The 12,681-nt window shown below is 29.4% G+C and carries 14 protein-coding genes; 10 read left to right on the top strand and 4 right to left on the bottom strand.

Features of this window, described 5'->3' with window-relative positions; genetic code table 11:
• The first annotated feature begins 1 nt into the window (after window position 1).
• The 4 genes from GEMHA0001_RS05440 to GEMHA0001_RS09215 all read left to right on the top strand — a co-directional run bounded on the left by GEMHA0001_RS05440 (window position 2) and on the right by GEMHA0001_RS09215 (window position 2,174).
• A complete protein-coding gene (locus tag GEMHA0001_RS05440) occupies window positions 2-736 on the top strand; it encodes a tRNA1(Val) (adenine(37)-N6)-methyltransferase (RefSeq protein ID WP_003144780.1) in 735 nt (244 codons plus the stop codon).
• On the top strand, window positions 720-1,031 hold the full coding sequence (locus GEMHA0001_RS05435; RefSeq protein ID WP_003144822.1) for a GIY-YIG nuclease family protein: 312 nt from the start codon (window positions 720-722) through the stop codon (window positions 1,029-1,031). The genes GEMHA0001_RS05440 and GEMHA0001_RS05435 overlap by 17 nt, the downstream gene beginning before the upstream one ends.
• Window positions 1,028-1,864, top strand: a complete 837-nt coding sequence (gene rsmI, locus GEMHA0001_RS05430; protein WP_224207487.1) for a 16S rRNA (cytidine(1402)-2'-O)-methyltransferase — start codon at window positions 1,028-1,030, stop codon at window positions 1,862-1,864. The genes GEMHA0001_RS05435 and rsmI overlap by 4 nt, the downstream gene beginning before the upstream one ends.
• A gap of 103 nt (window positions 1,865-1,967) precedes the next feature.
• Window positions 1,968-2,174 carry a hypothetical protein gene (locus GEMHA0001_RS09215; protein WP_003144802.1) on the top strand — a complete coding sequence of 69 codons (207 nt, stop codon included), beginning with the start codon at window positions 1,968-1,970 and terminating at the stop codon, window positions 2,172-2,174.
• A gap of 95 nt (window positions 2,175-2,269) precedes the next feature.
• Here GEMHA0001_RS09215 and GEMHA0001_RS05420 read toward each other — a convergent pair whose 3' ends face one another.
• A complete protein-coding gene (locus GEMHA0001_RS05420) occupies window positions 2,270-3,763 on the bottom strand; it encodes a TrkH family potassium uptake protein (RefSeq protein ID WP_003144760.1) in 1,494 nt (497 codons plus the stop codon).
• A 3-nt stretch (window positions 3,764-3,766) separates the two neighbouring features.
• Window positions 3,767-5,140 carry a Trk system potassium transporter TrkA gene (trkA, locus tag GEMHA0001_RS05415; RefSeq protein ID WP_003144776.1) on the bottom strand — a complete coding sequence of 458 codons (1,374 nt, stop codon included), beginning with the start codon at window positions 5,138-5,140 and terminating at the stop codon, window positions 3,767-3,769.
• Window positions 5,141-5,566: 426 nt separating this feature from the next.
• On the opposite strand from trkA, the gene dnaG reads away from it, so the two are divergent.
• Together dnaG and rpoD are read left to right on the top strand one after the other, a co-directional pair.
• Entirely contained in the window at window positions 5,567-7,357 is a 1,791-nt protein-coding gene (gene dnaG, locus GEMHA0001_RS05410) for a DNA primase (protein WP_003144757.1), read from the top strand.
• A gap of 11 nt (window positions 7,358-7,368) precedes the next feature.
• Window positions 7,369-8,454, top strand: a complete 1,086-nt coding sequence (gene rpoD / locus GEMHA0001_RS05405; protein ID WP_003144809.1) for an RNA polymerase sigma factor RpoD — start codon at window positions 7,369-7,371, stop codon at window positions 8,452-8,454.
• A 67-nt stretch (window positions 8,455-8,521) separates the two neighbouring features.
• Here the strand turns inward: rpoD and GEMHA0001_RS05400 are convergent, their stop codons facing one another.
• Window positions 8,522-8,782 (bottom strand): TM2 domain-containing protein, encoded by a 261-nt coding sequence (locus tag GEMHA0001_RS05400; protein WP_050767689.1) that lies wholly within the window; start codon window positions 8,780-8,782, stop codon window positions 8,522-8,524.
• Window positions 8,783-8,944: 162 nt separating this feature from the next.
• Entirely contained in the window at window positions 8,945-9,331 is a 387-nt protein-coding gene (locus tag GEMHA0001_RS05395; RefSeq protein ID WP_003144835.1) for a rhodanese-like domain-containing protein, read from the bottom strand.
• A gap of 121 nt (window positions 9,332-9,452) precedes the next feature.
• Between GEMHA0001_RS05395 and GEMHA0001_RS05390 the strand changes: the two genes are divergently transcribed.
• The 4 genes from GEMHA0001_RS05390 to GEMHA0001_RS05375 all read left to right on the top strand — a co-directional run bounded on the left by GEMHA0001_RS05390 (window position 9,453) and on the right by GEMHA0001_RS05375 (window position 12,628).
• Window positions 9,453-10,208, top strand: a complete 756-nt coding sequence (locus tag GEMHA0001_RS05390; protein ID WP_003144799.1) for a TrmH family RNA methyltransferase — start codon at window positions 9,453-9,455, stop codon at window positions 10,206-10,208.
• 68 nt (window positions 10,209-10,276) lie between these two features.
• Window positions 10,277-11,230, top strand: coding sequence for a magnesium/cobalt transporter CorA (corA, locus tag GEMHA0001_RS05385; protein ID WP_003144845.1), 954 nt, complete (start codon window positions 10,277-10,279; stop codon window positions 11,228-11,230).
• A 22-nt stretch (window positions 11,231-11,252) separates the two neighbouring features.
• On the top strand, window positions 11,253-11,459 hold the full coding sequence (locus GEMHA0001_RS05380; protein ID WP_040464418.1) for a DUF1146 family protein: 207 nt from the start codon (window positions 11,253-11,255) through the stop codon (window positions 11,457-11,459).
• A gap of 20 nt (window positions 11,460-11,479) precedes the next feature.
• Entirely contained in the window at window positions 11,480-12,628 is a 1,149-nt protein-coding gene (locus tag GEMHA0001_RS05375) for an AI-2E family transporter (RefSeq protein ID WP_003144772.1), read from the top strand.
• The last annotated feature ends 53 nt before the right edge of the window (window positions 12,629-12,681 follow it).

The following is a 12,681-nucleotide window of genomic DNA, read 5'->3' as shown; positions in this document are numbered from 1 at the left end:
TATGGAAGATAATTTAAGAGTTGATACAGTTTCTAAAAATTTTAAAATATTACAAAAAGTTGATCATTATAGTATGTCAACGGACTCTTTTCTATTACCATATTTTGCCAATGTGCCGAGAAGTTTTAAGAAAAATATTATAGAACTTTGCAGTGGGAATGGTGGTATCTCAATAATTCTTAGAGAAAAGTCAGATGCCAAAATTGAAATGTTAGAAATTCAAGAAGACTTAGTTGAACTGAGTAAAAAAAGTTTAGAGTTAAATGAAATTACTAATGTAGCAGTACGAAGTGGTGATATAAAAAATGTCAAAGAATATTATAAACCATCAACATTCGACTATGTGATCTGTAATCCGCCGTATTTTCCCGTTGAGAATATGCCAAATCAACGAGAAAAGTTTAATCACAATATTTCACGTCATGAATTACTATGTAATCTTAGTGATATAATCCAGGCGATTAGATATTTAGTTAAACAAAACGGGAAATTTGCATTGGTTCATAGAACTTATAGAATAAGTGATATTATCTCTGAATGTGAGAAAAATGGACTAGCAATTAAGAGAATAAGGTTTGTATATAGTAAGCCTTCAAGTGAGAATAGTAAGATAGTATTAATAGAAGGAAGTATCTCGAAAGTTAGCGATATTAAAGTTGAACAACCATTCTATATTTATAATGAAGATGGTAGTTATACAGATGAGATGAAGAAAGTGTATGGTATTTATGAGTAGTTTTATGTATGTAGTTGAGTGTTGCGACAAAACTTGGTATACTGGATATACAACAGATATTGTTAGAAGGATAAAAACTCATAATGCAAAAAAAGGTGCAAAATATACGAGGGTAAGAGTACCTGTAAAACTTATATATTTTGAAGAATTTAAGACGAAAAGTGAAGCTACGAGTGCAGAAAGTCTATTTAAAAAACGAACTCGTAGTAGTAAAGAAGAGTATATTTTACTTAATTTAAATACAGAAAAAAGGCAAAAAATAAAAGAATTTAATATTAAAATAAAGGAAAAATAACTATGTTATATTTAGTGGGAACACCAATAGGTAATTTGGAAGATATTACATTAAGAGCACTAAGAGTGCTAAAAGAAGCGGATATAATAGCTTGTGAAGACACGAGAAATACTCAGAAGTTATTGAATCATTATGAAGTGAAGGGTAAAAAACTACTTAGTTATCACGAGCATAATGAAGATAAAATGAGTGATAAAATAATAGAATACTTAGAAGAAGGATTAGATATAGCATTGGTAACTGACGCAGGAATGCCATGTATTTCAGATCCAGGGTATGTACTTGTAGAGAAGGTAAAAACTGCAGGACTAGATGTTGTAGCTTTACCAGGTGCTAATGCGGGACTTACTGCACTGGTTGCTAGCGGTATAGAATCTTACAATTATACTTTCTATGGGTTCTTACCGAGAAAAAGTAAGGAACTTAAGCAAAAGTTAGAAATTATTTTAAACTTAAAGACAACTGGTATTTTATATGAAAGTCCACATAGGGTAAAAAACTTAGTTGAAGAGATTGTTAAAATTTCACCAACAAGAAAAATTGCAGTGGCGAGAGAACTTACGAAGATGTTTGAACAAATCGAAACATATGAAGCTAGCGTAATATTAGATATGTTAGGTGGAGAAATTAAGGAAAAAGGGGAATTTGTTGTTATTATTTCTCCATCAAAGGATGAAGAAATAACAGACCTTAATCTTGATGATATTATAGAAATAATCTATCAAAAAGTCCAAAGTGGTGAAAAAAAATCAGAAGCTATTAAAAATACTGCTAAAGAATATGGCATAAATAAAAAAGAGGTTTATAGTTTATATCATGAAAAATATGATTAGTTTCATAACTGTAAATGTATTAATAGTAGTATTTCTTATTGCCGCAATACATATTAAAATATTTTTCCTGCCTTTAACATTTTTTGTATTTTTAAATATATTTATGATTTATAAAAGAAGTTCAGAATTGGATAAAAATGAACAGAAGAAAAAAATTATGTTGCACAATGTTAAGAATTCTTTAGGTATAATATTAGGGTATACAGAAGCGCATAATGATGAATTAATTACTAAAGAAGAACTAGATGAAAGAATCAATGAAGAAATTCAAGAGATAGTTTCAATGATAAAAGACGAGATCTATAAGTAGAACTCGTCTTTTTGTATTGATTGATAAAAATGAGGGTGACTCGATAAAATAGATTACTCGAAAATTATGATTTTTGAGTAATTTCTACCAGTATATTATTCAATGAAGTTATTAGTAATTCTTTGATTTTCTCTTAATCTTTTTCTACGTTTTTTCCATGTATTTGCAGAGAAGAATACTATTAATGGCATTAATTCCAAACGCCCTAGTAACATTGAAACAGACAGGATTGTTTTTGTAAAATATGGAATCTGTGAAAAGTTACTCATAGGACCATAGTGATTAAACGCAGGCCCAGCATTACTAATTGATGTGACAGTTAAAGAAATTGCATCTTCAAAGTCGTTTATTTGGAATGTTATTAAGAACAAAATAATAACATACACAAAGCCAAATAATAGCAGGTAATTAGATAATGGTGCAGTGTCTTTTACTACTTTTCCATCTATCTTGAACATAGCAATTTTTCTTGGATTTAGAGCTTTACTTATACTTTGCTTCGCATTTTTTACAAAGAAAATTAATCGTGGAATCTTAATTCCTCCTGCAGTACCACCAGTACAACCTCCAACTATCATAAGAATAAGTATAATCATTTTAGAAAATACAGGCCAAATATTAAAATCGTTGTAGGTGAATCCTGTAGTCGAGACAACTGATGAAACTGTGAAGAATACATCTAGTAAACTGTGGTTAGGTGTATCATACGAACGATAAATATCTAAAAACATTATTATAGATAGAATAGATATCATTCCAAAAAACCAACGTAATTCTTCACTTTTTAGTACTTTAAAGTATCTTTTAAAGACTACAAAATATATTAAACTAAGATTCATAGAGAATATTAGCATAAAAATAGCAATAACAACTGTAATATAAGTACTATTATAATATGCGATACCCGCGTTTCTTACAGCAAACCCTCCAGTTCCCGCTGTAGAAAATGCTAGATTAATACTATCGAATATTCCGATTCCACCTAGCAATAGTAGGAAGAATAATATGATTGTTAATGCAATATAAATACCATAAAGGTATATTGCTGTTTGCTTCATAGATGATACCACTTTACCAAAATATGGGCCAGGAACTTCTGCCTTAGCTATATGAATGGTGTGTGGAGATCGTGGAAGAATTGCAAGCGCGAAGACAATAACCCCCATACCTCCTATAAAATGTGTAAAACTACGCCAGAATAATAGACTTTTGGATAAAGATTCAATATCCTGTAATATAGTTGAGCCTGTAGTCGTAAAGCCACTAACTGTCTCAAATAAACTGTCAATATAGTGTGGTATTTCTCCAGATAAATAGAATGGAAGTGCCCCTAACAGAGAAAAGATAACCCATGTTAAAGTTACTATTACATATCCTTCTCTCTTGTAGAAATCACGTTCAGTTACATCTTTTGTTAAATAATGAATTATTACTGATAATAGAAAGCATACAATAACTGTACTAAAAAAAGAAATTGTAACGCGAAGTTGTTCGTCATAAATTAATGATACGATTGTAGGAAGAATTAATAGTGCCGCTAAGAGCATTAGCATTTTCCCAACGACGTTAAAAACCATTTTAAAATTCATAGGTTACCTCCTTGCAAGAATATCATCGATATGTTCAAGTTTATTTCCATAACTTACAACAACAACATTATCATTTACTTTAATTTCATCTTCACCATTCGGGAAGATTTGTTTATTATTACGAATGATAAATGCGATAAGCATGTTATCATTTATAGCTAAATCCTTAAGTTTAGTTCCTATAACTTTAGCATTATCACTTGTTATTTTAAACTCTATAACTTCGGCTTTACTGTTAGCTATGCGATAGTAGCTTTCTATATCAGAAAATCGACTACATTGCAGGGATTTTGTATATTTTTTTATTATATTTCCAACTATTTCTTTTGGTGTGATGTATGAATATTGACCAATATCTTCAGCTATTTGTTTAAGAGATGCACGATTCACTTTAGCAACAGTTTTCTTAATACCAAGCTTATGTGCATATAGATTAATTATAATATTCTCTTCATCAAGACCTGTAAGAGAAATACAACTATCAAATGTTTGGATACCTTCCTCAATTAATGTGTCTCTATCACTACCGTCAGCCCAGATAACATCAATTTCTGGGAAGGTTTCACTTAGGGATATGGCTTTTTCTTTATCAATTTCGATAACTTTAGTATAGAATGATACTTTTTGTAAAAATTCAACTAAGTAGTGAGCGATTTTTCCTGCACCTATAATTAAAGAAGATGTTACCTTTTTCTCAAGATTTTCTTTATTTCCTAATAACTTATAGAAGTTTTTAAGATTTTTATTAGAAGCGGTGATATGAACTTTATCTCCAACTTTAAAAATATAGTTACCGCGAGGTACAAAGACATCTCCTTTTCTCTCAACTAAACAAACTAGTGATGGAAAATCGATGTATTTTTTACTTTCTATTAGAGATACCCCATTAAGTATGCTGTTCTCATTAATTATTACTTCTAAGATATTGAATTTATTGTTAGAAAAACTTTCTACTTTTATTGCTGTTGGATATTTCAGCATATAGAAAATTTGTTTTGCTGCTTCGTATTCAGGATTAACCATTAGGTCTATTCCTAGAGATTGTTTTATGAATTCTTTTGTTTTAGAATATTCTGGGTTCCGTATTCTCGCAATTGTATATTTTGCTCCAATCTGTTTAGCTGCTATGCACGAAATCATATTTATTTCATCACTAGTAGTAACAGATATAAACATATCGGCGTTAGCTGCATCAGCTTCTAATAATATGTCAGAATTCGCACCATTACCTACTAATCCCTTAATATCATATGTTTCAACGAGCTTTTCAACACGTCGTTCATTTGTGTCGATAATTGTTACTTCATCAAATGTGTTAGAAAAATCAGCGCAAAGAAGTTCACCGACCTTACCACCACCGACTATAATTACTTTCACTTTAATACTCCTTTTTTAAATGATAATCATATTATAACCTAAAACCTAATAAAATGCTATAAGCTTATAGTTTTGTATTAAATTAGTAATAATTTAGAATATTTTCTAATGGTTTTCTTATATAATTAAGTTGTTAGAATTGAATAAAATTAATAAACGAAAGGAATGAAGATTTAATAAAATGATTTTTAAAAATAATTGAAACTCTTGATAAAACTGTATAGTAAAAATTATTTAATTTAGAAGATTAATAATTTATAAAACATTCATAATCAAAAATAATAGATTAGTAGTTTTCATTGTTAGTGTACTTCTACAAATATTTAAACAAACTATATTAAAATAATTTAGTTTATGTTATAATTAGTGTTGGGAAATAATCTTTTCATTAAATTTTGATGGTTAGCAAAAAAGGAGGAGCACAAGGTGGCAAAAATATCTAAACAGGATATTGACTATATTTTTGATAATATTGATATAGTTAGTCTCGTTAGTGAATACGTAAAATTAGAAAAACGCGGGCAAAATTACTTAGGATTATGTCCATTTCACAATGAGAAGACACCATCTTTTACTGTCTCATCTGAGAAAAAAATAGCCCATTGTTTCGGATGCGGTAAAGGTGGAAATATATTTCAATTTGTATCGTTAATAGAAAATATTACATATAATCAAGCAATCGTAAAGCTAGGAACAAGGTTAGGACTGGATATAGAGTCAAATAATAATAAAGAAGAGAGTTACGATTTAAATAATGAACTTGATATAATGTATTATGGACACAGACTTTTAGCGGATTATTATAATTATATTCTACTAAATACGAAAGAAGCAGAAGACGCACTTAAATATTTATTAGATAGGGGATTAAGTGAAGATGTTATTAAACATTTTAATCTTGGATATGCTCCTCGAGATAATAATATTGCTTTAAATTTCTTTAATTCGAATAAAATTAATTTGGATTTAATGGTTGAAGCGGGATTGCTAGGAAAAAATGATAATGGAGATTATTATGATGTCTTTAAAGATAGAGTAATGTTCCCTATAAAAAATAACCAAAATCAAGTTGTAGCATTTTCGGGAAGAACAATGTCTTCGGATAAGAATGTTCCAAAATACTACAATACGCATGAGACGAAAATTTTTGAAAAAAGAACAGTTTTATATAATTTTTCAGATGCACGTTTATTTATAGCTAAAGAAAATGAAGTGATTTTATGTGAAGGTTATATGGATGTTATTAAAGCTCATCAAAATGGTATGAAGAATGCTGTCGCATTGATGGGTACAAATATAGATAACAATAAATTAAAAGAAGTTTTATCACTTGTAAAAAAAATTACACTAAGTTTAGATAATGATGAAGCGGGTTCAAAAGCTCAGATAGAGATTGGAAACAGAATTATTCAAACAACAGACAATGTCTATAAGCTGAAATTTTCAGGTGCGAAGGATTTAGATGAATTTTTAACTGAAAAAAATACTAAAAATCCTGATTTTGATGTTGAAAATTATTTAAGAAATAATAAAGAACACTTTATTAACTATAAAATTGAATTTTGTAAAAATGATTCTAAATCAAATATAGAACAACGTATCAAATATAAAAACGAAATACTTGTTAATATTGCCTATGTAGAAGATGAATCACTAAAATATATATTGCTTACTAATTTGGCAGAGGAGTTCGGAATTGAACGACAAGTTCTTCTTAAAGAATTAGGTAAGGTGAATGTGAAAAGGAAGAAAGCAGCAGTAGAGTGGGTGGTGCCGACAAACCCAGAACTGTTGTTTAGAACAACAAATTACGACAAGAAAATGTGTAAATTATTTAAATACTTTTTTGTCGATAGATCATTATTTGTAGAAAAATATAATGACTTAGAAAAATGTCAATTTCCTCAAGAAGCTTTTGTAAACTTAATGGATTATTTGGTAATATATTATAATAACAATTTAGAATTCCATATCCATAAATTTATTCACAGTATTGATGATGATGAAGTAGTACGGCTTGCAACATATATAGATGAAACAGATTTTCTAATTGAAGAAAATCCAACAGCTGATGTTGTAGGTGATTATATAATCTATTTTTCAAATAAAGAAATGACATTAAAAGAAATAAAAGATAGACTTAGAGTGGCTATTCAAGAAATGGATACTGAAACTCAAAAAGAATTACTATTAAAGTTAAAAAAATATAAGAAATAAAGGAGAAGAACATGGCTAAGAAAGTAAAAGATTTTGAAACAATTAAAAAAGAATTGTTAGAAAAAGGAAAAAAACAAGGTGAGTTAACTCAAGAAGAAATCGTAGATGCTTTATCAAAATTGGATATTTCTTCAGAAGCAATGGATGATTTCTATGAGGAATTAAATAATGAAGATATTATTTTAATTAATGCTAACCATGAAGAAGAAGAGGAAGAAGAGTTAGACTTAGAAGATTTATCTGTTCCAGCAGGAATTAGAACTAATGACCCTGTAAGAATGTACTTAAAAGAAATCGGGAAAGTACCTCTATTATCAAAAGAAAAAGAATTAGAACTTTCTAAAATTATTGAAACAGGAACTGAAGAAGAAAAAGAACAAGCTAAAAAAGATTTAGCTGAAGCTAACTTGCGTCTTGTTGTAAGTATTGCTAAACGTTATGTTGGACGTGGAATGTTATTCTTAGATTTAATCCAAGAAGGTAATATGGGATTAATCAAAGCGGTAGAAAAATTCGACTACTCAAAAGGATTCAAATTTTCTACATATGCAACTTGGTGGATTCGTCAAGCAATCACCCGCGCTATCGCAGACCAAGCTAGAACTATCCGTATCCCGGTTCATATGGTTGAGACTATTAACCGTCTAATTCGTATTCAAAGACAATTACTTCAAGATTTAGGACGTGAACCAAAACCTGAAGAAATCGCTAAGAAAATGAATATGACTCCAGAAAAAGTTCGTGAGATTTTAAAAATAGCTCAGGAGCCAGTTTCTTTAGAAACACCAATCGGGGAAGAGGATGATTCACATTTAGGAGATTTTATCGAAGATAAAGAAGCTCAATCTCCAGTAGAGCACGCTGCAAATGAACTTTTAAAAGAACAACTAGAAGAGATACTAGAAACACTTACTGACCGTGAAGAAAACGTACTGAAATTACGCTTTGGTCTAAAAGATGGTAAGACTCATACTTTAGAAGAAGTAGGTAGTGCGTTTGGGGTGACTCGTGAACGTATTCGTCAAATCGAAGCAAAAGCAATTAGAAAATTAAAACACCCTTCTAAACTTAATAAACTAAAAGGCTTCATGGAATAATTCCAAATTGTTAAGTTAAATATAAATAGAAAAAAATCAAGGTTAAAAATTTTTTAACCTTGATTTTTTAATAGTGTATAAATATATCACCATGTTCATTTGTTGGCTTGAATAACGTCACTACAAAAGTAAAAACTGCTATGACTGATGGAATGAAAGTCCAACAAAATAGTAAGCACAGTAGTCCTTTAAAGTTTTTTCCGATGTAGAAATATTGAATTCCGAAATGTCCAAAAAAGAAAGTGATTAATAAGAATACCACTTTGTTAACATATCTACCAGGGATATAGCCACGATTATTTCTAGGATCATAATAATATTTAGTCATTAGTAGACCTCCATATGGATTATTTAAGGATAATAATACCATAAAATATTCTAGTATTCAATAGGGAATAGCCTGTGTAAAGTGTAAATAAATCGTGTATAGACTTTATTTCTATATAAATTAAAAGTACCTAGCTTTATAAATAAACTAGGTACATAAAAATTAACGTTTTGTTTTAAGGTTTTCTTTCCAATCTTGAAGACCATTTTTTAGCATATAAACGTTTGTATAACCATTCTTTTTAAGAGTTAAAGCAGCACGCGGAGCTAAAGTTCCGTTTTTATCACATAGATAAATAGGTTGGTCTTTTCTTAAAGATGTATATAAGAAATTGAATTGAGAAGAAGGCATATTACGAGCACCGTTGATGTGAGCGTATTTGAAATCTTCTTTCTCTCTAACGTCGATTAATTGAACTTTTCTAAGATCTTTTCTAAATTCTTCATAAGGAAGTTTCGTCACAGCGCCTTTTAATCTGAAGTAATTAAATAGTCCTACTGCTCCTAAAACAACCACTAAAACTATTGTTGATAGTAAAAATGATGACATAATGAACTCCTTTTTATTATAATATCTGTAAGTGAATTATATCATAATTTGAAAATTTGTTCAACATTGATTATAATTAGTATGAATGCTAAAAATACAAAATAAATTAATTGGAGAAAAAATGATAACATCAGCAAGTAATAAAAGAATTAAAGATATTCAAAAATTAAAAGAGAATAAAAATATAAAAAAATACGGCAGATATTTAATAGAAGGTAAACACCTTGTAGAAGAAGCTTTAGATGCAAAAGTAGTAGAAGAAATAATTGTTTCAGAAAGCTTTGAAGAATATAATATAGTAGATTCTTTTGAAGGTGATTTAATAAAAGTCACTGATAGTGTCTTGAAGAGTATATCTGACACAATAACTTCACAGGGAATTATAGCGGTATGTCGCATCGTAAAAAAAGAGTTAGATATTAATAACTATAGTAAAGTTCTTATTTTGGATAAAATTCAAGATCCAGGTAATTTAGGAACGATTATTAGAACTGCAGATGCATTCAACTTCGACTGTATTATTCTTGGAAAAGGTACTACAAGTTTATATGGACAAAAAGTTATCCGTAGTACACAAGGGAGCAACTTTCATATAGATTGCTTTGATAATATAGATTTAGTTGAATTAATAGATGAAATGCACGAATTTAATATTTTTGCTACTAGTTTAAAAGCGGATAAGTATATAGAACAGCTAGACAATATTACAGGAAAAGTTGCGGTTGTTTTTGGTAATGAAGGTGCAGGAGTAAGTGAGGAAATATTATCGAAAGTAAATAATTTACTTAAAATCTCAATGCCTGGACGAGCAGAGAGTTTAAATGTCTCTATAGCAGCGGGTATTGTAATGCACTATATTTCTACTAATTTAAAATAATAAATTTACTATTTTTTATAAGTGTGGTATTATGGTAAATGTGAAAATAAAGAGAGAGGTGAAATCTAATGTTAAAAACTATAGCAGTAGACAAAAAAGGAGATATCCTTACTGATGTTAGTTTAGAAAGACTTAAAGAGCAAGACATAGCGTGGTATTGGGTTGATTTTGATACTCCTACGCGTAGTGAAATTAACTTGCTGACAACTTTCTTCAAGTTCCACGAACTTTTAATTGAAGACTGTTTAACGCTTTTACAAAGGCCGAAAATTGAAATTACAAGACAACAAATTTTCTTAGTATCTCATGTATTAAAAAATATAGATGATGACTATGAAACTCTAAATATGTTTGTTGGAAAAAATTATATTGTAACGTTCCACCTCTCACACATACGTTACGTAAATAAAATCGTTCCAAAAATATTACAACGTGGAGCAGAATATTCACCTTTACATGTTATGCACATGCTTGTATCAGAAATAGTAGAGGGATATATTCCTATTATTTCAAAAATCGAAAATCGTCTTGATGAAATTGAGGAAACTGATTCGTATACTTCTGGAAGTAAGATTATGGATGAGGTATTTGATCTTCGAAGTGATCTATTGAAACTTCGTCGTGGATTACTACCAATGCGTGAGCTTATTCATAGATTCTTAGTTTCACGTCGCGTAGAAATGACAGATAATGATAGAAAATATTTCCACGATATTTATGATGACCTTGTTCAACAAACTGAGATAATTGAAGCAAACCGCGAGTTAGCCAGTGATATCCGTGAAAACTTTATGACATATAACTCACTTAAATCTAACAATATCATGATGACACTTACTGTTATTTCTACTATTTTCTTACCATTAACCTTCATAGTAGGATGGTATGGTATGAACTTTAAATATATGCCAGAATTAGAATGGCAATATGGTTACTTCTTAGTTGTAGCTATAATGTTAGGTATTGCGTTCGGTATGTTATGGTTCTTCAAGAAAAAAGGATGGCTTGATATGTTTAAATAACATTATCAATTAGGTTGAAATAATGAATGTTTTTAAATTAATGATCTTATTTTTTATGATATTACTTGCGAATTTTTCAATGATAAGAATAGATTTCGGAAAATTTTTCAAGAGAAATAGTACGAGAGAAATAAAAGTTTTTGTGATGTTAGTTTCTTTTGCACTAGGATATATTGCATATATGACCATTATTACAATTTATGAATTATCTCAAACTATTGTGAGATAATTTATCAGAAAGGAAATTGTATGGATAAAGAATTAGAAAAAAATAAAAAAGAAACAAGAATTGAAAAGTCACGTGAAGATAAATTATTAGCTTTTATCGGAGGGAGATTTATAATCTACATCCTTTTAATAGTTATTTTATTAGGTATAGCTATTTATCTTTATACAGAAATATCGTATATTTTTACACCGATAAATACGATAGTTTCAAGTATAATTACACCGATAATAGTCGCCTATGTATTTTATTATATGTTAAATCCATTGGTGAACTTCTTCGAGAAAAAAATGTCTAGGTTTATTGCTAGTTTACTTGCTATTTTCGTTGGTATAATTTTGATACTAATTGTAATTATAGGGGTAGTTCCTATTATTGTGGAGCAAACACAGAATTTAATAACTGCATTACCAAGATATATTGAGGTGGTTAAAGGATATTTGGAGACATATTCTGATAATGCATACGTACAAGTAGTTGTGGAATATGTCAATAATAACCTTAATGTTTCTAAAATTAGTGAAAAACTAGTTAGCGTAGCTACATCTATTGCACAAGGGGTAGTATCATCTATTTCTTCAACTGCTTCAGTTTTAGTTACTATGCCATTTGTGTTATTCTTCTTATTAAAAGATGCATCGCACTTTAACAAGTTTGTAATCAGTCTACTACCGAAAAAATTGAAACAACCTGTTGCTGAAACAATTGATGAAATTGATGGTAAAGTAGGATCTTATATCCAAGGACAGATGTTAGTTTCTTTATGTATAGGAGTAATGTTATTTATAGGTTATAACATTATAGGATTACATTATGCATTTTCATTAGCTACTATAGCTGCATTTTTAAGTATCGTACCTTACCTTGGGCCAGTTATTGCAATAACACCAGCTATGTTAGTTGCAGCTTCAACAAGTTGGATAATGGTACTTAAAATGTTAGTAGTATGGGGAATTGTGCAGTTTTTAGAAGGAAATATCATTTCTCCTAATATAATGGGAAGAAGCATGAATATGCATCCTCTTACAGTAATCTTTGTTATTCTTATCGGAGTGAATATAGCAGGAGTTGTTGGTGCAATTATAGGAATACCTGTTTATTCTATTTTAAAAGTATTAGTGGGAAAATTATTACTTTCAATAAGAGATAGATATAATAAATTCTATGGATAAAATTAAAGCTTTAGAGTATTTTACTCTAGGGCTTTTTTTGTGATTATTATATG

The organism is Gemella haemolysans ATCC 10379, from assembly GCF_000173915.1.
GTDB classification, from domain to species: Bacteria; Bacillota; Bacilli; order Staphylococcales; family Gemellaceae; genus Gemella; species Gemella haemolysans.
Note: the sequence above shows the minus strand (reverse complement) of the source record. Positions and strands in the feature narration are given on the sequence as shown.